Annotated in this window: 20 protein-coding genes and 1 pseudogene; 17 read left to right on the forward strand and 4 right to left on the reverse strand. The window is 70.8% G+C overall.

The genetic code is table 11. The annotated features are described in order from the left end of the window. Window positions 1–31: 31 nt before the first annotated feature. Window positions 32–1192: a MalY/PatB family protein gene (locus AB0D12_RS06830; protein ID WP_362677797.1), complete on the forward strand. Its 1161-nt coding sequence runs from the start codon at window positions 32–34 to the stop codon at window positions 1190–1192. A gap of 108 nt (window positions 1193–1300) precedes the next feature. Further along, window positions 1301–2788 carry an MFS transporter gene (locus AB0D12_RS06835; protein WP_362677799.1) on the forward strand — a complete coding sequence of 496 codons (1488 nt, stop codon included), beginning with the start codon at window positions 1301–1303 and terminating at the stop codon, window positions 2786–2788. On the opposite strand, the gene AB0D12_RS06840 is transcribed toward AB0D12_RS06835, so the two are convergent. Further along, entirely contained in the window at window positions 2760–3305 is a 546-nt protein-coding gene (locus tag AB0D12_RS06840; protein ID WP_362677801.1) for a hypothetical protein, read from the reverse strand. The two genes, AB0D12_RS06835 and AB0D12_RS06840, sit on opposite strands and share 29 nt — an antisense overlap. A gap of 10 nt (window positions 3306–3315) precedes the next feature. Between AB0D12_RS06840 and AB0D12_RS06845 the strand changes: the two genes are divergently transcribed. From AB0D12_RS06845 to AB0D12_RS06905, 13 genes are all read left to right on the forward strand, one after another. Continuing rightward, window positions 3316–3636, forward strand: coding sequence for a hypothetical protein (locus AB0D12_RS06845; protein ID WP_362677803.1), 321 nt, complete (start codon window positions 3316–3318; stop codon window positions 3634–3636). A gap of 11 nt (window positions 3637–3647) precedes the next feature. Next, the gene (locus AB0D12_RS06850) at window positions 3648–4061 is read left to right on the forward strand and encodes a DUF3151 domain-containing protein (protein WP_362677805.1); all 414 of its coding nucleotides are present in this window, start codon (window positions 3648–3650) and stop codon (window positions 4059–4061) included. A gap of 123 nt (window positions 4062–4184) precedes the next feature. Continuing rightward, complete coding sequence (locus AB0D12_RS06855) at window positions 4185–5108, forward strand: DUF3152 domain-containing protein (RefSeq protein ID WP_362677806.1); 924 nt, start codon at window positions 4185–4187, stop codon at window positions 5106–5108. Between the two features lie 100 nt (window positions 5109–5208). Further along, window positions 5209–6030 carry a tryptophan 2,3-dioxygenase family protein gene (locus AB0D12_RS06860; protein ID WP_362677808.1) on the forward strand — a complete coding sequence of 274 codons (822 nt, stop codon included), beginning with the start codon at window positions 5209–5211 and terminating at the stop codon, window positions 6028–6030. Further along, window positions 6023–7237 carry a kynureninase gene (gene kynU, locus AB0D12_RS06865; RefSeq protein WP_362677810.1) on the forward strand — a complete coding sequence of 405 codons (1215 nt, stop codon included), beginning with the start codon at window positions 6023–6025 and terminating at the stop codon, window positions 7235–7237. Before AB0D12_RS06860 ends, kynU begins: the two co-directional genes overlap by 8 nt. Before the next feature lie 86 nt (window positions 7238–7323). Continuing rightward, complete coding sequence (locus AB0D12_RS06870) at window positions 7324–8193, forward strand: alpha/beta hydrolase (protein ID WP_362677812.1); 870 nt, start codon at window positions 7324–7326, stop codon at window positions 8191–8193. Window positions 8194–8332: 139 nt separating this feature from the next. Further along, window positions 8333–9280, forward strand: coding sequence for an alpha/beta hydrolase (locus AB0D12_RS06875; RefSeq protein ID WP_362677814.1), 948 nt, complete (start codon window positions 8333–8335; stop codon window positions 9278–9280). After that, window positions 9273–10451 carry an acyltransferase gene (locus tag AB0D12_RS06880; protein WP_362677816.1) on the forward strand — a complete coding sequence of 393 codons (1179 nt, stop codon included), beginning with the start codon at window positions 9273–9275 and terminating at the stop codon, window positions 10449–10451. The genes AB0D12_RS06875 and AB0D12_RS06880 overlap by 8 nt, the downstream gene beginning before the upstream one ends. A gap of 10 nt (window positions 10452–10461) precedes the next feature. Then, the gene (locus tag AB0D12_RS06885; RefSeq protein ID WP_362677818.1) at window positions 10462–11754 is read left to right on the forward strand and encodes a sensor histidine kinase; all 1293 of its coding nucleotides are present in this window, start codon (window positions 10462–10464) and stop codon (window positions 11752–11754) included. Continuing rightward, window positions 11751–12419, forward strand: a complete 669-nt coding sequence (locus AB0D12_RS06890) for a response regulator transcription factor (RefSeq protein ID WP_362677820.1) — start codon at window positions 11751–11753, stop codon at window positions 12417–12419. Before AB0D12_RS06885 ends, AB0D12_RS06890 begins: the two co-directional genes overlap by 4 nt. 96 nt (window positions 12420–12515) lie before the next feature. Next, window positions 12516–13370 carry an NAD(P)H-binding protein gene (locus tag AB0D12_RS06895; protein WP_362677822.1) on the forward strand — a complete coding sequence of 285 codons (855 nt, stop codon included), beginning with the start codon at window positions 12516–12518 and terminating at the stop codon, window positions 13368–13370. A 32-nt stretch (window positions 13371–13402) separates the two neighbouring features. Continuing rightward, window positions 13403–14761 (forward strand): histidine kinase, encoded by a 1359-nt coding sequence (locus AB0D12_RS06900; RefSeq protein ID WP_362677824.1) that lies wholly within the window; start codon window positions 13403–13405, stop codon window positions 14759–14761. After that, window positions 14758–15417, forward strand: coding sequence for a response regulator transcription factor (locus AB0D12_RS06905; protein WP_327325048.1), 660 nt, complete (start codon window positions 14758–14760; stop codon window positions 15415–15417). Before AB0D12_RS06900 ends, AB0D12_RS06905 begins: the two co-directional genes overlap by 4 nt. 21 nt (window positions 15418–15438) lie before the next feature. Here AB0D12_RS06905 and AB0D12_RS06910 read toward each other — a convergent pair whose 3' ends face one another. Then, entirely contained in the window at window positions 15439–16401 is a 963-nt protein-coding gene (locus AB0D12_RS06910; RefSeq protein ID WP_362677826.1) for a hypothetical protein, read from the reverse strand. A 433-nt stretch (window positions 16402–16834) separates the two neighbouring features. On the opposite strand from AB0D12_RS06910, the gene AB0D12_RS06915 reads away from it, so the two are divergent. Continuing rightward, on the forward strand, window positions 16835–18037 hold the full coding sequence (locus AB0D12_RS06915; RefSeq protein WP_362677828.1) for a cytochrome P450: 1203 nt from the start codon (window positions 16835–16837) through the stop codon (window positions 18035–18037). A 176-nt stretch (window positions 18038–18213) separates the two neighbouring features. Here AB0D12_RS06915 and AB0D12_RS06920 read toward each other — a convergent pair. Then, a pseudogene (locus AB0D12_RS06920) lies at window positions 18214–19103 on the reverse strand (ABC transporter permease); the annotation flags it as partial. Window positions 19104–19186: 83 nt separating this feature from the next. Continuing rightward, entirely contained in the window at window positions 19187–20008 is an 822-nt protein-coding gene (locus tag AB0D12_RS06925) for a diacylglycerol kinase (protein ID WP_362677830.1), read from the reverse strand. Between the two features lie 153 nt (window positions 20009–20161). On the opposite strand from AB0D12_RS06925, the gene AB0D12_RS06930 reads away from it, so the two are divergent. Next, window positions 20162–21445, forward strand: coding sequence for an adenylosuccinate synthase (locus tag AB0D12_RS06930; RefSeq protein WP_362677832.1), 1284 nt, complete (start codon window positions 20162–20164; stop codon window positions 21443–21445). Window positions 21446–21486: the final 41 nt, after the last annotated feature.

Here is a 21486-nt window from a genome sequence, read left to right on the forward strand (position 1 = left end):
GCCGGGCCCGCGGCATGTGGGAGGACTCACCGTGAGCTATGACTTCGACACTCCCGTCGACCGGCGCGGCACCTGGTCCGTGCAGTGGGACGGCGTCGCGGACCGGTTCGGCGTGGACGGGCTGCTGCCCTTCACCATCTCCGACATGGACTTCGCGTCGCCGCCCGAGGTGCTCGACGCGCTTCAGCGGCGTATCGCGCACGGGGTCTTCGGCTACACCGACTGGCGCCACGAGGACTTCCTGTCCGCGATACGTGACTGGTTCGCCGGCCGCCACAGCACGGACATCGACACCGACCGGATCGTGTACGGGCCGTCCGTGCTCAACCAGCTTTCGCAGCTGCTGCAGATGTGGACCGGGCCGGGCGACGGCGTGGTCGTCCACACCCCGACGTACGACGGCTTCCTGAAGGCGATATCGGGCCTCGGGAGGGAGCTGCGCGGGGCACCGGCCGGCGACACGGCCGCCCTGGAGCGACAGCTCGCCCGCCCGGCCAGCAAGGTGCTGGTCCTCTGCTCGCCCCACAATCCGACCGGCAGGGTGTGGACGGAGGCCGAGCTGACGGAGTTCGCGCGGCTAGCGGCGGCGTACGACGTCGCGGTCATCAGCGACGAGATCCATGCCGACTTCGTACACACCGACCTTGTGCCCGACGGGCGGCGCCATCTGCCGTGGACGCGGTTCGGGGCAGGTCGCTGGGCGCTGATCACCTCCGCCACCAAGGCCTTCAACTTCCCGGCACTCAGTGGTTCGTACGGGATCATCGGCGACGCGGACGACCATGCGGCGTTTCTGCGCCGGATGCAGACGGGCGAGGGGCTCGCCTCGCCCGCCGTGCTGTCGCTGACCGCGCACATCGCCGCGTACCGGGACGGCGGGCCGTGGCTGGACCGGCTCAACGCCTATGTGGCGGGGAATCTGCGCCTCGTCGCCGAGCGGCTCAACTCCGCGTTCCCGGAACTTCGCTGGCAGCCGCCGCAGGCGGGCTACCTGGCGTGGATCGATCTGCGGCCGCTCGGCATCGACGACGCGGCGCTGCAGCGGGAGCTGATCGAGCGCGAGAAGGTCGCGATCATGCCGGGCACGACGTACGGCTCCGACGGCTTCGTACGGTTCAACGTCGGATGCCCCCGTGCCAAGGCGGAGCAGGGCGTGGACGCTCTGATCCGTGCCCTCCACCGGCTGGCCTGAGCCGCCCGGCCCGGGGATGATCCGGGTATGGACAACAGGCCGGGGGAGACAAGTCCGGAGGAGAGGAACTCGGGGCGGAAGAGCCCGGGGCGGCAGAGCTCGGCAGGGATGAGCCCGGGTGAGAAGAATCCGGGCGGCATCAGACTGTCCACGGCCACCGGCCGCTGGGTGATTCTGACGACGGTGCTCGGCTCCAGCATGGCCCTGCTGGACTCGACCGTCGTCAATGTCGCACTGCCCCGCATCGGGGAAGATCTCAACGCCGATATGGCGATCCTCCAGTGGACCGTCAACGCCTACATGCTCACCCTGGCCGGGCTGATCCTGCTCGGCGGGGCGCTCGGCGACCGCTTCGGGCGGCGGAAGATCTTTGTGCTCGGCGTGGTGTGGTTTGCGCTTGGCTCGCTGCTCTGCGGGCTCGCGCCCAATGACCTTGTGCTGGTGGGCGCCCGCGCTCTGCAGGGCGTCGGCGCGGCGCTGCTCACGCCGGGGTCGCTCTCCCTGATCCAGGCGAGCTTCCACCCGGACGACCGGGCCCGCGCGGTGGGGCTGTGGTCGGGGCTCGGCGGTGTCGGTGCGGCGGTCGGTCCGTTCCTCGGCGGCTGGCTGGTCGACGGGCCCGGCTGGCGCTGGGTGTTCCTGATCAATGTGCCGCTGGCCGCGCTGTGTGTGCCGGTGGCGCTGAAGCACGTGCCGGAGTCGCGCGATCCGCAGGCCCACGGCCGCTTCGATGTGCTGGGTGCGGTGCTCGGAGCTGCGGCGCTGGCGCTGGTGACATACGCGCTCATCGGGCCGTCGGTGTGGGTGGGCGTCGCGGGTGTGGTGGTCGGGTTGGCCTTCGTCCTCGTCGAGCGGCGTCGGCCCCTTCCGATGCTGCCACTGTCGATCTTCGCGAACCGGCAGTTCACCGCGGCCAATCTGGTCACGTTGTGTGTGTACGCCGCCTTCAGCGGGTTCTTCTTCCTGACCGCCCTGCAACTCCAGGTGGTGGCGGGCTATTCGGCACTCGGCGCGGGTGTGGCACTGCTGCCCATCACCGTGCTGATGCTGCTGCTTTCGGCGAAATCCGGGGAGCTGGGGGAGCGGATCGGCCCGCGTATCCCGCTCACCGTCGGCCCGCTGCTCTGCGCGACGGGCATGATGCTGATGCTGCGCGTCGGCGAGAACGCCTCGTACCCAGCTGATGTGCTGCCCGCGATGCTGGTGATGGGCATGGGCATGGTGACCCTGGTCGCGCCGCTGACCGCGACCGTCCTGGCCTCCGTGGAGACTTCGCGGGCGGGGCTCGCGAGCGGCATCAACAACGCGGCGGCCCGCGCGGCCGGTCTGCTCGCGGTGGCCGCGCTGCCGCTGCTGGCCGGGATGGGCCCGGAGGCGTACCGCTCGGCGGCGGAGTTCGGCGCGACGTTCCGGCGGGCGATGCCGATGTGTGCGGGGGTGCTGGTCGTGGGCTCGCTGATCGCCTGGTGGACGGTGCGGAATCCGGTGCCGGAGGCGGCGCGGGCCCGGCCCGAGTGCAGGATGAACTGCGGGCTTTCGTCGCCGCCGCTGGAGCCGACCGCCGTGGTCAGTACTGAGCCGGGTCGATCTGGTTGAGGATCCAGATGAGCTCGGGGTCGGTCTGGTAGTGGAAGACCAGGGTCTGCTTCTTCCCGTACGCATTGATCCTGGTGAGGAACTCGCTCGCGGTGATCGCCTTGCGCTGCCCGGCGGGGGCGAACGGCGTGGTGACGGTGATGTGCGCGTTCTCGTTCAGCGGGAACGGGCGTGCCGTCCCGCCGGTGACGGTCCAGGTCGCCCTGTCCTTGCCGTGGCAGGTGAAGTGCCCCTCGCGGATGACGAGCCGGCCGGTCCGCCCCGTGCCGGAGCCGCTGTGGACCTGGATGTACGGGCCGTGGTCGCCGCCGCAGAGATTGCCGTCGTACGGGAAACCGTCCGTCCCGCCGGCCGGGGCCTGCTGGGAGGGGGGCGGGGGCGCGGTGGGCGGCTCGGGTTCGCCGGCCCCGCCGCTGCCGCCGCCGTTCCCGCTCGTACCGCCACCGCCGCCGTCGCTGGAACCGCCCGAGCCGCCCGAGCCGCCGGAATCACCCGTCGCTGGGCCGCCCGTGCCCATACCGGCGGTCGTGGTCGGACCCGGTGCCGGTGAGCCCGCTGAAGCGCTGCCGGAGGGCTTCGCGGACACCGAGGGCGAGGGCGTCGCGGGCGCAGGGGACGTCGAGGACGTCGTGGAGGGAGACAGCGAGGGTGGGGCCGACGGCGGGCGCCAGGCCTCGTCGTGCCCGCCCTGGCCGCCCGGTTCACCGCACCCCGTCACCAGGCCCAGGACGACGACCGCCCCCAGTGCCATGGCCTTCCACCCGCCCGTGACCCTGCCCATGACAACGATGGTCGCCCCCGTCGCAGAGCACCCGCACCGCTTCCACGGATTCCCCACCGACCTGTGACACTGGAGCCCATGTCCATCCATGAAAACCTGCTCGGGGGACCCGCCCCGACCCACCTGCCCGACGACCCCGAGCCGCGCGAGCTCCTCGCGACCGGGGCGGCTCCCGCCGACGTCGCCGCCAAGTACCCGACCTCGTCGCTGGCCTGGGCACAGCTCGCCGACGACGCGTTCGAGAACGGCCGCGTCGTCGAGTCGTACGCCTACGCGCGCACCGGCTACCACCGCGGCCTCGACTCGCTGCGGCGCAGCGGATGGAAGGGCCACGGCCCGGTGCCGTGGGAGCACGAGCCGAACCGCGGCTTCCTGCGGGCGCTGCACGCGCTGGCCCGCGCCGCGCAGTCGATCGGCGAGCAGGCGGAGTACGAGCGCTGCTCGACGTTCCTGCGGGACTCCTCGCAGACGGCGGCCGACACGCTGAGCTGATGGAAAATGAACCGAAGGCCCGTATCCCCCGTCTGTACAGAGGGGGGCGCGGGCCTTCGGCTGCTAACGATCGTCCGCACTGACAATTCGCACGCACCGGCGATTGAGGTGGGGGACGTTCTGTTGGGCAGCCAGAGCCAGAGCCAGAGCCGCAGCCAGAGCCAGAGCCAGCGCCAGAGCCGAAGACGCAGCAGTAGCCGTAGCCGCCGAAAACAGGCGGCCCGCCCCCCGCTCGCGCGCTTACTCCTGCTCGGCGCGGCCCTCGTCGCCCTCTCGCTCGGCGGCGGCGCGGCCCTCGCGCACTGGCGCGGCACCGCGGAGCCCACACCCCAGGCGGCCGATGACACCGTCCAGCCGCACGCAACGCCGTCCGAGGCCCCGGAGGCCGTCGACCTCGAGCCGCGCACCACCCCCTCGACGCCCTCGCGACACCGTCCGCCGGACGCCGAGCCTCCGACGCGGAAGAAGAAGCCGCCCGCCAAGGTCCCCGCCTCCGGCAAGGGCACCTTCACCACCGCGCAGGCCTCCGGCAGCGCGGCCGGCTCGGGCCCGCTGCGCCGCTACCGCGTACAGGTCGAGGACGGCGTCGACATCCCCGCGAAGGACGCCGCCGCCGAGATCCAGCAGATCCTCGCCCACCCGCGCGGCTGGGCAGCCCACGGCAGGGGCTCCTTCCAGCTGGTCACCTCGGACGCCGACTTCGTGATCAGGATCGCCACCCCGGCCACCGCGGACAGGCTCTGTCTCGAGCAGGGCCTCGACACCGAGGGCGAGCTGAACTGCGAGACCGCCGACGGTGTGGTGGTGAATCTGCGCCGCTGGATGCTGGGCTCGCCGACGTTCGCCGGGTCGCCCGCCGAGTACCGGCATCTGATCATCAACCATGAGATCGGGCACGAGATCGGCATCCGCAATCACCTGGGCTGCGCGGGCCCGGGAAAGCCCGCGCCGGTGATGATGCAGCAGATCAAGGGGCTGGACGGGTGCCGTTCCAACGCCTGGCCGTACGACGAGAACGGGACGTACATCACAGGCCCGACGCTCTGACCCGCAAAATGACCACCGGCTTATGATGCCGGTGGGGACCGGGGCTCCCGAGCCAACAGGAAGGGGCGGACCGCTACCCGGACACGTCGAGGAGACAGCGATGTCACATGACGCGGCCCCGAATCTGGATTTCGCGGGCACCACTCCGTACGAGGACTATGTCCAGGCGGACGTTCTCACCCACCTGCAGCATCCGCTCTCGGACGATCCGGGAGAGATGGTCTTCCTGGTCACCACCCAGGTGATGGAGCTGTGGTTCACCGTCATCGTCCACGAGTGGGAGACGGCGGCCGGCGCGCTGCGGGAGGACGATCTGCCCGTCGCTCTCGCCGCGCTGAAGCGCAGCACATACGAGCTGGAGTCGCTCAACGCCTCCTGGGAGCCGCTCGCGCACCTCACCCCCGCCCAGTTCAATTCGTACCGCAGCGCTCTGGGCGAAGGCTCCGGCTTCCAGTCGGCGATGTACCGGCGGCTCGAATTCCTCCTCGGCGAGAAGTCGGCGTCGATGCTGGTGCCGCACCGGGGCGCGCCGCGGGTGCACGCGGAGCTGGAGAAGGCGCTGCAGGAGCCGAGCCTGTACGACGAGGTGCTGCGGCTGCTCGCGCGGCGCGGGATGGCGGTTCCGTCCGCTGTCCTCGACCGTGACCTCTCGCAGAGGTACGAGCCGTCGGCGGAGATCGAGGAGGTCTGGGCCGCGGTGTACGGCGGTGCGGACCAGGACACCGAGCTGGTGCGTCTCGGCGAGGCGCTGACCGATGTCGGCGAGCTGGTGTGGCGCTGGCGCAACGACCATCTGGTGGCGACCCGGCGGGCCATGGGCTCGAAGTCGGGCACGGGTGGTTCGGCGGGCGTGGCCTGGCTGGAGAAGCGCGCCCGCAAGAACGTCTTCCCCGAGCTGTGGACGGCGCGCAGCCATGTCTGAGTCACGGGCCGGAAAGGCCGCGGCGCTGGACGCCGCAGATGAACTGGCCGGTGCGCGCAAGCTGTTCGCGCTCGACGAGGCCGTGTACCTGGACGGCAACTCACTGGGCGCGCTGCCTGCCCATGTGCCGGCGCGGGTCGCCGATGTGGTGACCCGGCAGTGGGGCGAACTGCGGATCCGCTCGTGGGACGAGAGCGGCTGGTGGACGGCGCCGGAACGGATCGGCGACCGGATCGCGCCGCTGGTGGGTGCGGGGCCGGGGCAGGTGGTGGTCGGCGACTCCACAAGTGTCAACGTCTTCAAGGCGGTTGTGGGCGCGATACGGCTCTGCGAGCGCACCGGCGATTCCTCCCGTACGGACATCCTGGTCGACGCGACGACGTTCCCGACGGACGGCTATATCGCCGAGTCGGCGGCCCGGATGACGGGCAAGCGGCTGGTCCCGGTCGCGCCTGCGGACCTCCCGGCGGCGCTCGGCCCGAACACCGCGGTGGCGCTGGTCAACCACGTCGACTTCCGCACCGGCCGCCTCCACGAGCTGCCGTCCCTGACGGCGGCGATCCACGAGGCGGGCGCGCTGGCGGTCTGGGACCTGTGCCACAGCGCGGGCGCGCTGCCGGTCGGTCTGGACGCCCACGGCGTTGACCTGGCGGTCGGCTGCACCTACAAGTATCTGAACGGCGGCCCGGGGTCACCGGCGTATCTGTACGTCGCCGAACGCCATCAGGCAGCCTTCGACTCCCCGCTGCCGGGCTGGAACTCGCACACGGACCCGTTCGCGATGACGTCCGCCTACGAGGCGGCACCGGGCGCGGTACGGGGCCGGGTCGGGACGCCGGACATCCTGTCCATGCTGGCGCTGGAGGCGGCGCTTGATGTGTGGGACGGCGTCTCGGTCGACTCCGTACGGGCGAAGAGCCTGGCGCTGACGGACTTCTTCCTGGAGTGCGTCGAGTCGTACGTCCCGCAGGGCCGCGTCACTTCCCTGACCCCGCTGGAGCACGCGTCGCGCGGCAGCCAGATCGCGCTGCGCTGCGAGCAGGCGCCCGCGGTGATGGAGAAGCTGATCGCACGGGGCGTGGTGGGCGATCTGCGCCGCCCGGATGTGCTGCGCTTCGGGTTCACACCGCTGTACGTGGGCTTCGCAGACGTGGAGCGGGCGGCGTCGGTACTGGCGGAGGTACTGGCCGAGATACCGGCCGCCTGACGCTGTGACGATCTGATCAGCGGGGGCTGGTACCGTCCCCGCTGGTCAGGTCAATTCCGCCGCCCTGTCGGAAGGTTGGAGCAGCAATGCCGGACCCCGCCGCCCGTGACGCCGCCGAGAGCGACTCCTTGTTCTCGCATCCCGTCGTCGCGCCGGATGCCTCCGCCGCGTACGGCGAGCACCCCGACCAGGTCGTGGACTTCTACGCACCCCGTGGCGGGCTTGCCGGCGTGCCGCTCGTCGTCATGCTGCACGGTGGGGCCTGGCGGGCGCCGTACGACCGGCGGCACGTCACTCCCTTCGCGGACTTTCTGGCCAGGCGCGGGCTCGCCGTCGCCAATGTCGAGTACCGGCGCGGGAGCGAGATTCCGCAGCAGCGGGGAAGCGAGCCCGTCGCCGGGCGGTGGCCGGAGACCTTTGACGATGTCGCCGCCGCGATGGACGCGCTGCCCGGCCTGGTGAAGGACGTCCTGCCGCAGGCCGACGCCCGGCGCACTGTCGTCACCGGGCACTCCGCCGGCGGGCATCTCGCGCTGTGGGCCGCCGCGCGGCATGTGCTGCCGGCCGGCTCGCCGTGGCGGCTGGCCGCGCCGCCCGCACTGCGCGGTGTCGTCGCGCTCGCGCCGATCGCGGACTTCGCGAAAGCCGTCGAGCTCGATGTGTGCGGCGGGGCCGTGAAACAACTCCTGGGCAGTGAGGCGGAGTTCGGTGCGCGCAGTGCGTACGCGGACCCGGCCGCACTCCTGCCCACCGGTATCGCCACCGCCGTCGTACAGGGCCGTACCGACATCGTCGTGCCATACGCCGTCTCGGAGGCGTATGTCGACGCCGCCGCGAAGGCCGGTGAGACCGTCGGGCTGACGCTCCTCGAGGATGTCGGGCACTTCCCGCTGATCGACCCGGCAGCGGATGCGTGCGCCGTCGTCGCGGAGGAGATCGCCCAGCTGGCCTGGTAGCCACGGGGCCCCGCTCATACTCGTCATACCTCAGAGCTACGTCACAGGTGCGTTCCCCAGCGGGACGCCGACCACACGCCGCGATTCATAACTTCTGTTCCGAGAGAAAGCATTCAGCACTCGGAACGGAAGGAAAGCCATGGCGTCCCGCCTGCGTCGTACCTTGCTCGCCGCGCTCGTCACCGCCGCGGTGACCGTGCCGGTGTCGGCGGCGGCGCGGCCCGCCGCCGTCCCCGCGCCCGCACCGGCCACCCTCGCGCCGCTCACCGCTGCCGAACTCCCCCTCCTCGGCGACAGGTTCGCGGCCGGCCGCGACGACATCCGCGCGGCCGCGGAGACGGCCGCCGACCATGGCGATCAGGGGCGGGCTGCCCGGCTGCGCGTCATGGCGGACCCGGCGCGGCACTTCCTCTCCTTCGACGGGCGGGACGGCGGCCGCACTGCCGAGATCTTCGGCGATCTGGCGCGTGCCGAGCGGATCGCCGTGCTGGTGCCGGGCTCGGACACCAACCTCGATACGTACGAGCGTTTCCGGGCCGGCGCTGTCGCCCTTCACGACGAGCTCGGCGGCCGCGCCGCAGTCGTCGCCTGGCTCGGCTACGCGACTCCGGGAACCGTCAGCCCCGAGGTCCTGACCGAAGGGAGGGCGGACGATGCCGCCGCACAACTACAAGGATTTGTACGGGAGTTGAAGGGGGCCAAGCCTGGTTCGCGAGTGTCGCTGCTCTGCCATTCGTACGGTTCCGTCGTCTGCGGACGCGCCGCCCCCTCCCTCGATGTCGCCGACATCGCCCTCTACGGCAGCCCCGGTGCCGGTGCCGACAACGTCGCCGACCTCCACACCGCCGCCACGGTCTGGGCCGGACGCGGCTCCGACGACTGGATCGCCGATGTCCCGCACGTCCGGCTCGACATCCTCGGTACCACCGTCGGCCTCGGCGCCGACCCCGTGTCGGACGGCTTCGGCGCCCGCACCTTCGCCGCCGGTGACGGCGGGCACAGCGACTACCTGAAGCCCGGCTCCGTATCCCTGAAGAACCTCAGCCGGATCGCCCTCGGCCGTGCAACGGAGGTCACTCATGCGTGAATCACGGCTGCGTGACCTGGCACGCCGTATCGACGCGGCCACTCCGCCCGACCGCGATCGCGCCGTCGACGCCCTGCGCGCCCTCGCCATCCTCGGCGTGGTCCTCGGGCACTGGCTCGTCACCGCCCTCGTCATCGACGGCGGCGCGCTGCGCGGCGCGAGTCCGCTGGAGCATCTGTCCCAACTCGCTCCGATCTCCTGGATGTTCCAGACCCTCGCCGTGTTCTTCCTGGTCGGCGGGCAGGTGGGTACGTCGAGCTACGCCTCGGCCCGCGCCACCGGCACGACCTACGGGCAGTGGCTCGGTGCCCGGCTGTCCCGTCTCTTCCGGCCGGTCGCCGCCGTACTGACGCTGTGGACCGTGGCGGCCGTGTGCATGCTTGCCTCCGGTACCGGCCTGGACACCGTGACCACCCTTCTCAACCTCGTCCTCTCACCTCTCTGGTTCCTGCTGGTCTTCGCGGCTCTGACGGCGGCGACGCCGCTGGTCGCGAGGCTGCATCCGCTGTGGCCGCTTGCCGTCGTCCTGCACATCGACCTGTTCCGCTTCGGCCTGGGCGGGCCCGCCTGGCTGGGCTGGATCAATGTGGCGGCGGGCTGGCTGGTCCCGTACTGCCTGGGCGCGGCGTGGGCACGCGGTGAGTTCTGCTCCCGTACCAGCGGCTGGGTACTGCTCACCGTCGGCGTCGCCGCGACCGCTCTCCTTGTCGTGTTCGCCGGGTACCCGGCGTCCATGGTCGGGGTGCCCGGTGCCGAGATCTCCAACCTCAACCCGCCCACCCTCGCCGCGGTCACCTTCGGTCTCGCCCAGTGCGGGGCGGCGATGCTGCTGCTCGGCCCGCTGCGCCGGGTGCTTCAAAGGCCCGTGGCATGGGCCGCCGTGGCGCTGGTCAACCTCTCCGCGATGACGGTCTTCCTGTGGCACCAGACCGCGATGATGGCGGTCACCGCGACCGGCCTGCTCGCGGGCACGGCGCTGCCCGGACTGCACACCGCGCCCGACGGCCCCGGCTGGGTGCTCGCCCGGATCGCCTGGCTGCCGGTGTTCGCGGCGGCGCTGCTGGTGTGCTGGGCCGCGTTCCGTACGTACGAACAGCGGCGGCCCCGGAAAACCAGCAGGGTCGTACGGACCCACGAGCCCGCCCGGGAACGGGAGATGGGCCGTGCTTAGGGTTGACGCCGTGGACAACGACGACAAGGCGCGCCTGGCCCCGGCGGCCAGGACCCTGCGGTCGTTTCCGCGCACCCTCCGTGAGGACCTGTGCACCCTCGCCGCCGACCCGCTGCCGCGCATCACCAAGGTGCGATGGCTGGCCTGGTTGCCGCACGTCGTTGTGGTGTGGCTGTCGATTCCCCTCTTCCTGGCCGACAGTGATGAGTTGGAACACCGCTACGGCCTCGTTGGGCAGTACGGGTTGCTGCTTGCCGCGCTCCAGACGGGCGCGCTCATCCTCGCGATGTTCCGTCCGGTGCCCGCCTGGTGGCTGTCGCTGGCCGCCACTCTCGTCGTCGCGGTCGGCGAGCCAAGGCTGGACGATCCGTGGCCGTGGCCCGTGACCGGGATCCTCGCGCACGCCGGTGTACTGCTCCTGCTGTCGCTGCGCGTACGCCCCCGGGTGGCGGTCGAGGCGCTGCTGCTCAGCTCTCTGGCGGGTGTGGTCCTCGAGGGGATCGGCGACCGCACCCACGAGACGACGGCCCCGGTGGCGGCGCTCGTTTTCACCGTCGTCGTGATCGTGGGCGGATCGCTGCGCGGCCGCCGCGAGGCCCGTACCAGGCTGGTTGAGCAGGAGGTGCTGACCGCGGAGGAACGCGCCAGGCGCACGCTGCTGGAGGAGCGGAGCCGTATCGCACGCGAGCTGCACGACGTGGTCGCCCACCATATGTCGGTGATCTCCATCCAGGCGCAGGTCGCGCCTCACCTGGTCGAGGATCCGTCCGAGGAGCTGAAGGAGAACCTCGCGGGCATCCGTGAGAACGCCGTCGACGCACTGACCGAACTGCGCCGGGTGCTCGGCGTACTGCGGTCCGAGAAACCGGAGCCGGACGACGAGTCCCAGACCCCGCAGCCCACGCTGGCGCGGCTCGGCGCCCTCGTCGACAACGTCCGCAGCGCGGGCCTGACCGTCACCACCGAGGTCGACGACGGTACGCGCCCGCTGTCGCCCGGCATCGAACTGTCGGCCTTCCGCATAGTCCAGGAAGCGCTCAGCAATGCGATGCGGCACGCGCCGGGCTCGATGGTGCGGGTGCGGATCGCGTACGACCCGGCCGGGCTGACGGTCCGGGTCACCAACACCGCGCCGGCCGGGCCGGTCCCGGCATCCCCGGGCGCCGGTCACGGTCTGCTCGGCATGCGCGAGCGCGCCGCGATGCTGGGCGGCGAAGTGACGACCGGCCCCACGGCCGACGGTGGGTACGAAGTGACCGCCACGCTCCCGTTGAACGGGACCCCTATGAAGGACAGAGCATGACGATCCGCGTGATGGTCGCCGACGACCAGGCGATGGTCCGGCAGGGCTTCACAGTGCTGCTCAACGCCGAGCCCGGTATCGAGGTGGTCGGCCAGGCCGTGGACGGCCTCGACGCCGTCGCCAAGGTCGCCGAACTCGACCCCGATGTCGTTCTGATGGACATACGGATGCCCGAACTCGGCGGCATCGAGGCCACCCGCCGGATCACCCAGGCCCCGGACGCGACCGTCAAGGTCCTCGTACTCACCACCTTCGACCTCGACGAGTACGTCTACGAGGCGCTGCGCGCGGGTGCGTCCGGCTTTCTGCTGAAGGACGCCTCGGCCGCTCAACTGGCTGAAGCCGTGAGGGTGGTTGCGGCGGGCGACGCGCTGCTCTCGCCGAACATCACCAAACGGCTGATCCTGGAGTTCTCCCGGACCCTCGGCGCACCGCGGGCCCCGCTCAAGGAGCGCGTGGGTGATCTGACGGAGCGTGAGACCGAGGTTCTCGCGCTGATCGCGCAGGGGCTGTCGAACGCGGAGATCGCCCAGCGGCTGGTGGTGGCGGAGCAGACGACGAAGACGCATGTGAGCCGGATCCTGCTGAAGCTGGGGCTGCGGGACCGTACGCAGGCGGCGGTCTTCGCGTACGAGACGGGTCTGGTACGCCCCGCCGGATACTGAGTCCCCTTGAGCACGGGCCCAGTTGAGATCAGGGTCTGGTGAGGTCGGGTTCTGTCGCGGACAGAACCTGACCGCAAGTCCTTCTACGTTGTTCTCATGACGAATCCCGAGAACATCCTCGTGACCGGTGCCACCGGAACCGTCGGCCGCCAGGTCGTCGCCGAACTTCTTGACCGCGGCCACACGGTGCGCGCCCTCACCCGCGACCCCGCGAAGGCGGAGTTCCCGGCGGGCGTCGAGGCCGTCCAGGGCGATCTCACCGACCCCGACTCGCTCGCTGCCGCCCTCGAGGGCGTCACGGGTCTGCATCTGATCACCTTCGGCGGGGCGTACTTCGCGCCCCTGGAGACCGGCCCACGGATTCTCGAACTGGCCCGCGAGGCGGGCGTCCGCCGGGTCACCGTGCTGCACGGCGGTGGTCCTTCGCTGCTCGAGGACGCGGTACGCGCCAGTGACCTGGACTGGGCCGTGATCATGCCGGTCGAGTTCATGTCCAACGTCCTGGAGTGGGCGGAGGGGATCAAGACAGGCGACGAGGTGCGCGAGCCGTTCGCCGGCCGGCTCAGCGCCATGGTCCACGAGGGCGACATCGGAGCCGTCGCGGCAGTCGCTCTCACCGAGACCGGCCACCGCGGCCGGGCGTATGTGGTCACAGGCCCGGAGGTGCTCACCCTCAAGGACAAGGTGGACGCGCTGGCGGAGGCCCGGGGCCGCGGGATCGAGCTCGTGGAGCTGACCGAGGAGGAGGCGGTCGCGCAGTGGCGGGCGGCGGGCCACTCGCAGGAGGTGATCGGCTTCCTGCTGGAGGCGTTCGGGAACACCCCGGCCGTGGGCCGTACGGTCGTCGACACCGTGGAGAAGGTCACGGGCCGCCCGGCGCGGAGCTTCGCCGAGTGGGCGGCCGATCACGCCGACATCTTCCGGTCCTCGTCACACGCGGTGAGCAGGTAGTACTCAGGACGGACGCGGCAGGATCCGCAGCGATGCTGACGACCGCGTCCGTCCTTCCGCTTACCGTTCTGTACGTGACCGAGAAGACCCGCAGCCCCGAGTTCCGCCTGGCCCTGGGCGCGCTGAGCGGCCTCCGCCAGGACCTGTTCCATGACGCCTTCGCCTACCGACCGCTGCCGCCGAGGCGGACGTACGGGCCGCTCACGCGCCGTCTGCCCGGCCGGATACGCGACTGTGCCGCCTGGACCCCGCACGCCGCCGTGGTCGGCCTGGCGATGTACGGGCTGTTGCTGGCGTACTTCTCCGGTGACGGCGGGCGGGCCGGGGCGGAGTTTGTACTGACCGGGTTCATCCCGGCGGCCGCAGTGCTGATGACGCTGGTCAGGCCGGTCGGCGCATGGTGGCTCTCGCTGCTCAGCACCCCCGTGGTAGCCGTCCTCGCCAACGACTGGAACGGCTATCCGTGGCCGCCCAGCGCCTTCCTCTCGTACCTGACCGTGATGACGGTGGTCGCGATGCGGACGCGCCCGCGGACCGCCGGCTGGATGTGGGCGCTGACGGCGGTATACGGCTTCTTCGCCGAGGTCGCTCCCGGCCGCGGGCTCGGCGTCTCCGACACGCCGCAGATGCTCTTCACCGCCGCGCTCGCACTGCTGGTGGTGACCGTGCTGCACGTCCGCCGCGAGGCGAAGCAGGAGGTCGCGGCGCAGCAGACCGTGACAGCCGTCGAGCGCGACAAGCGCACGCTGCTGGAGGAGCGCACCACCATCGCCCGTGAGCTGCACGATGTCGTCGCCCACCACATGTCGGTGGTCGCGATCCAGGCGGAGGCCGCGCCGTACCGGGTGGAGAACCCGCCGCCCGAGCTGGAGAAGGCCTTCGCCACGATCCGCGAGAACGCGGTGGCCGCGCTGACCGAACTGCGTCGTGTCCTCGGTGTCGTACGGGCGGAGGACTACCAGGCCCCCGACGCGCCGCAGCCGGTGCTCGCCGATATCGAGCACCTGCTCTCCAATGTCCGCGAGGCGGGTCTGGACGTGGAGAAGACGGTCACGGGCGCGGTCCGCGATCTGCCGCAGGGCGTCGAGCTGTCGGCCTACCGGATCATCCAGGAGGCGCTCAGCAACGCGCTGCGCCATGCGCCCGGGTCGACGGCGAAGGTCGAGATCTCCTACGTACTCGGTGGCCTGGGCCTGCGGATCGTCAACACCGCCGCGCAGAGCCTGGTCAAGCCCTCGCCGGGGGCCGGCCACGGCATCACGGGCATGCGGGAGCGTGTGACGATGCTGAACGGCGAGATGACCGCGGAGTCCACGGAGGAGGGCGGCTACGAGGTGACCGCCTTCATTCCCGTCGCCGCGACCGAGACCGCATCCGAGGAGACCTCATGACGATCCGCGTCCTTATCGTCGACGACCAGATGATGGTCCGCGAGGGTTTCTCGGTCCTGCTGAACGCGATGCCCGACATCGAGGTCATCGGCGAGGCGGTGAACGGCCGCGAGGCGGTCACCAAGGTCGCCGAGCTCGCACCCGACGTCGTGCTGATGGACATCCGTATGCCGGAGCTGAACGGTATCGAGGCGACCCGCGAGATCGTCGCGGCGCACAGCGAGTCCAAGGTGCTGGTGCTGACGACCTTCGACCTCGACGAGTACGTGTACCAGGCGCTGCGCGCGGGGGCGTCCGGCTTCCTGCTGAAGGACGCGTCGGCCCGCCAACTGGCCGACGGTGTACGGGTGGTGGCGGCGGGCGAGGCGCTGCTGGCCCCGACGGTGACGCGCCGCCTGATCACGGAGTTCTCGAAGCTCTCGCAGAACCCGCGGCCGCCGGCGCTGGCGCAGGTCGGCGATCTGACGGAGCGCGAGACGGAGGTCCTGGTGCTGATCGCGCAGGGTCTGTCGAACGCGGAGATCGCCTCGCATCTGGTGGTGGCGGAGTCCACGATCAAAACGCATGTGAGCCGGGTGCTGGTGAAACTGGGACTGCGGGACCGTACGCAGGCGGCGGTGTTCGCCTACGAGGCACGCCTGGTGACCCCGGGCTAGGCTTTAGCCCGTCTGAGGCACTCAAACCTCAAGTCGAGTGGCGACATCGGGCTGGTCATGGGACTCGGCGACGCGGATACGCGTGCGGATGAGTGTCCGCAGCATCGCCGCGCCCGCCACTACAGCGCAGAGATGCAGCACCACCGCGACGACGAGGTTCTCAGGCGGGCCGGCGCCAACCGGGTCCGCCCACGCTGTATACAGCGTGATGGGCAGCTTCCAACCGCTCCACGCGAACAACGAGCCCGACCCGACCCAACCGAACACCAGAGGCAGCCAGCGGGGCAACCGGGCAGGTCGCGCCCGGGCGACCATCCTGACGGCGACGGATCCGGCGAGCGCCCAGAAACCGGAGACAGCTCCCAGCACGTACCAGTCCGTGATCCGCTCGGCCGGGTGCGCGATCCCCATCGTGCCGCCGACCGCCCAGTAGAGCCAGACCAGCCCGACCGCCGCACCGACGGCAGCCGCCCATGGTGGCGCCGTGCGCGGGCCGTCGCCGACTCGCCCGGTGAACGCTTCTGGCCAGCGGCGCCTCAGATACGCGGGGACCGCGAGGGCCAGCCCCAGCCCCATCCCCAGAAAGCTGAACTGGACCAGAAGGCCTTCCCAGACCGGCATGGCCGGATCCTCGCCGCCGCCCTGTGAGCCGCCGCCCGCATCCAGGAGTGCACCGAGCACGCCGAACGGCAGTATCGAGACGAGGAACCCCGACCCCACCCACGCGCAGAACGCGACCGGCGCCCCCGGTATCCGCATCCCCCACGGCCGCACCAGAGCAAGCGCCAACGCGATCCCGATCGCGGCCATACCGACCGTGACGGTGTTGAGTACCACCCACTCCGCCATGCCGAACCCATTGCCGACCGGCAGCACCCCCATGAGCGAGCCGACCACCCACGAAACCTTGATCAGTAAGTACGGCAACAGTGCCAAAGCCGCCCCGTAAGACGCTCTCCGCCCGACCCGATCCCACCGTTCCACCCGAACTCCCCTTCCACCAGCAGGAATCCCATTCTCGAAGGTCACCCCGACCGGCCACATCCCCCGCTGGTTGCACCCGCCTCCCCCATCCGGGGGGCGACTGAATTCCACAAGACCGCCCCGCCGAGGCCACGTTCCACCGATGTTCTTCAACCTCGTTCCTGCCCGACCTGCCTGGGTGGAGAACGGCGTGCGTGAGCCGGGGGACCGAACCACGAGGGGCAGGATGACCGAAGACAGCGATGGTGGCGGCTGATGAGCAAGGACGCTCTCGTCGGCACGATTGCCGTAGACGAAGCTGACTTCCGGGGTACTCCTGTTCTGTGCAGAATCGCGGCATGAGCGACATAGTCGAGGTTCAGTGGCGGCGTCCTGGTTGACTTCCGTCCTACGCGGAGCCCCGGGTACGGGAGGCGACCGGTAGCGTCGGCGCATGGCCGCCTTCGACCCCTGGTCACCCGCATTCGTCGCCGACCCCTACCCCGCCTACGCCGAGCTCCGCTCCCGCGGCCGGGTGCACTACTACGAGCCCACCCGCCAGTGGCTCGTCCCGCACCATGCCGACGTCTCCGCGCTGCTGCGCGACCGGCGGCTCGGGCGGACCTATCTGCACCGCTTCACACACGAGGAGTTCGGCCGTACGGCACCTCCGGCCGCGCACGAGCCGTTCCACACGCTCAACGACAGCGGGATGCTCGATCTCGAGGCGCCCGACCACACCCGGATCCGGCGGCTGGTCTCCAAGGCCTTCACACCGCGCACCGTCGAGGCGCTCGTGCCCACCGTGCGCAGGCTCGCGGCCGAGCTCGTCGCGCGGATCACGGACGCCGGCGGAGGTGATCTGCTCGCCGAGGTCGCCGAGCCGCTGCCCGTGGCCGTCATCGCGGAGATGCTCGGCATTCCGGCCGCCGACCGTGCGCTGCTGCGGCCCTGGTCAGCCGACATCTGCGGGATGTACGAGCTGAATCCGTCCGAGGAGACCGCCGCCCGCGCCGTCGCGGCCTCGCTCGAATTCAGCGCGTATCTACGGGAGTTGATCAACGAACGGCGCAGCTCGCCCGGCGCCGACCTGATCTCCGCGCTCATCGCCGCCTACGAGGAGGGCGACCGGCTCAGCGAGCAGGAGATGATCTCCACCTGTGTGCTGCTGCTGAACGCGGGGCACGAGGCGACGGTCAACACCACCGCCAACGGCTGGTGGACGCTCTTCCGCCACCCCGGGCAGCTCGCCGCTCTCCGCGCCGACCACACACTCCTGTCCACAGCTGTGGAGGAGCTGATGCGCTACGACACTCCGCTCCAGCTGTTCGAGCGGTGGGTCCTCGACGACATCGAGATCGACGGGACGGTCGTCCCGCGCGGCTCCGAACTCGCCCTGCTCTTCGGCTCGGCCAACCGCGATCCGGAGAGGTTCGGCCACCCGGACACCCTCGACCTCGCCCGCGCCGACAACCCTCATGTCAGCTTCGGCGGTGGCATCCACTACTGCCTCGGCGCGCCGCTCGCCCGTATCGAACTGGCCGCGTCCTTCGGCGAGTTGCTCCGCGAAGCCCCGACGATGCGGCTCGCCGCCCAGCCGGAGTGGAAGCCGGGCTACGTCATCCGCGGCGTCAAGGAGCTGCTGGTCGAACTCTGATGCCCGCGCAACCGGCCCGGGCAACGCACGGCGCCCGGACACCACCAACCGGCCCGGGCAACGCACGGCGCCCGGACACCACCAACCGGCCCGGGCAACGCACGGCGCCCGGACTCCGACACAGGTCTTCCGGGCGCCGTGCGTTCCCGCCGTGCGTTCCCGCCGGGCGGGCAGGGTCAGGTCTGCATGTCCCTCCTGCGCAGACCGCCGAGTCCCGCCGCCACCAGTGCCGCCGCCACCGCGGTCAGCAGCAGCACCGGCGTCCAGGTCATCTCCGGGCCCGGCAGCTTCGGCAGGTGGCTGAACGGCGACAGGTTCATCACCGACTCGGGCAGGTCCAGCGCCGGGCTGATCCAGCCCAGGGTCAGGCAGATCCCGACCACCGCCCAGGACGCCACAGCCGCCTTCGGGAAGAGCCCGTACAGCACCACCGCGAGCCCGCCCAGCAGCCAGGTCGCCGGGAGTTCGACCAGGGCCGCGCCCATGATCGGGCCGAACTCCTCGCCGTGGCCGATCGCCGGCCCCAGGCCGGCCATAGCCATGATCACGACCGCGCCGCCGAAAGCGATGGCGAGGTGGCCCGCCGCCCAGGCGACCCGGCCGACCGCGTTCGCCAGGATCGGCTCGGCGCGCTGTGAGGTCTCCTCGCCGTGCAGCCGCAGCACGGACGCGACCGTGTACAGCGCGGCGACCATGCCGAACATGCCGATCATCGCCGCCAGGAAGGCCTCGGTCATCCCGGCCTGCCCGCCCATCCGCTCGAAGATCTCCCGGGCAGCCTCGTTGTCGCCGACCAGGTCCGCCGTGCCCTTCGCCATCCCGCCGAAGACGATCCCGGCGAGGAAGAAGCCGACGGCCCAGCCGAGAACGCTGCCGCGCTGGAGCCGCCGGGCGAGCCCGGCCGCGGTGGCGATCCTGCCTTCCGCGGGCCCGGGCGGGTCGGCAGGAAGCTCATGCCGACATCGCGCCGTCCGGCCAGCAGATAGGCGACCGCACCCTGCGCGACGACCGCGACCGCGAGGAGCAGCAGGACCCACCAGCGCTCGTTCGCGTACGGCCGTACGGACGGGCTGAACGCTGCTAGACGGGCTTGGATTCGAGCCTGTCCGGCGCTCGAGGACGAACCGGCTGTCGGCCCCTCCCGGCTCACTACCCGCCCGACGCCACCGCCACCGACGGCAGCGTCAGCCCCCACGCCCCCGGCCGCAGCGTCCACGTCCGCGTCCGGACCGGGCCCGTGATCAGCGCGTCCGCCCGGTAGCGGAAGTCCGCCCCGGACACGGTCACCGTCAGCGCCCGCGCCGTCACCGGCTCCATGTCCGCGCCGTGCCGGACGACCACCTCCGCCCGACCGCCGCCCGCGCGCACCGTCACGTCCTCCACCAGCCGGTCCAGGTCCGTCAGCAGTACTCCGTCGGCCTCCACCCGCAGCCGGTGCGTACGCACCGCGGGCACCGGCGGCGCCGGGCGGACCAGGGTGCGCACCAGCGAGCGGCAGGTGCCCCACACCGACGTCCCGTTCGCCGCCGCGCCCGCCGCCGCCCGCGCCGCCGGGATCGACAGATCCCCCAGCACCACGCCGTCGCTCTCGTCCACCAGCAGATCAAGACGCTGTACGGTCCCGTCCAGCACCGCCCGAGCCGCCGCCACCGCACCCCTCGGCACGCCCAGCGCGTGTGCGAGCTCTATGGATGTGCCCACCGGGACCAGCGCCAGCGCCCCGTCGCCCAGCCAGCGGTCCCGGTGCAGCAGGGCCACCGCCCGCAGCAGCGCACGGTCGTCACCGACCACCACCGGCCGCCGCGAGCCCCTGCGTGCCAGTGCCCGCGCAAACTCCTCCGGGCTCTCGGGAAGGCAGATCTTCGCCTCCGCGCCGCCACGCAGCACATCTTTCGCGATCCGCACGGACTCGCCGTCACTTCGGCGGGCGACCGGGTCGATGACCACTAGTAGCTGGTCGTGAGCCGACACCTCGGTCCTTCCTCGGGTAGCATCTTTGTGCAAGAGCCCCTTGCGCTATTGCGCCAGGGGCTTCGTCTATTCCGGGGCAACCGGTCCGAAGACTCAGGCACGGCTCAGGCCCCCTGACCTTGGTCTTGCCCCGCCCGGAAGGGGTGTACGCCTGTGCCCGCACTTGTGCTGCTCGGTGCTCAGTGGGGTGACGAGGGCAAGGGAAAGGCCACCGACCTGCTCGGTGGATCCGTGGATTATGTAGTGCGTTACCAGGGCGGCAACAACGCCGGCCACACGGTTGTCGTGGGCGACCAGAAGTATGCGCTGCATCTCCTCCCTTCCGGAATCCTCTCGCCCGGATGTACTCCGGTAATCGGCAACGGCGTCGTTGTGGACCCGGCGGTACTGCTCTCCGAGCTCAGCGGGCTGAACGACCGCGGCGTCGACACGTCCAAGCTGCTGATCAGCGGAAACGCCCACCTGATCACTCCGTACAACGTCACCGTCGACAAGGTGACGGAACGGTTCCTCGGGAAGCGGAAGATCGGCACGACCGGCCGCGGCATCGGTCCGACATACGCGGACAAGATCAACCGTGTCGGCATCCGCGTCCAGGACCTCTACGACGAGTCGATCCTGGTGCAGAAGGTCGAGGCGGCGCTGGAGTCCAAGAACCAGCTCCTCGCCAAGGTCTACAACCGGCGCGCGATCGAGGCTGACAAGATCGTCGAGGAGATGCTCCAGTTCGCTGAGCAGCTCAAGCCGTACGTCGCCGACACCACGCTGATCCTGAACGACGCCATCGACGAGGGCAAGGTCGTCCTCTTCGAGGGCGGCCAGGGCACGCTCCTCGACGTCGACCACGGCACGTACCCCTTCGTCACCTCCTCGAACCCGACCGCGGGCGGCGCCTGCACGGGCGCGGGCGTGGGCCCGACGAAGATCAGCCGGGTCATCGGCATCCTCAAGGCGTACACGACCCGCGTCGGCGCGGGCCCGTTCCCGACGGAGCTCCTCGACGAGGACGGCGAGGCGCTGCGCCGCATCGGCGGCGAGCGTGGCGTGACCACCGGCCGCGACCGCCGCTGCGGCTGGTTCGACGCGGTCATCGCGCGGTACGCGACCCGGGTCAACGGCCTGACCGACTTCTTCCTCACCAAGCTGGACGTGCTGACCGGCTGGGAGCAGATCCCGGTATGTGTGGCGTACGAGATCGACGGCAGGCGCGTCGAGGAACTCCCGTACTCCCAGACCGACTTCCACCACGCGAAGCCGATCTACGAGATGCTGCCGGGCTGGTCCGAGGACATCACCAAGGCGAAGACCTTCGACGACCTGCCGAAGAACGCGCAGGCGTATGTGAAGGCGCTGGAGGCGATGTCGGGCGCGCCGATCTCGGCGATCGGTGTCGGCCCCGGCCGCACCGAAACGATCGAGATCAACTCGTTCCTGTAGGGGTGGTTCCTGCGGCTCGCCCCGGGCGGCCTTTCGGCCGG

Origin of the sequence: Streptomyces sp. NPDC048479 (assembly GCF_040651435.1) — a bacterium.
Taxonomy (GTDB): Bacteria; Actinomycetota; Actinomycetes; order Streptomycetales; family Streptomycetaceae; genus Streptomyces.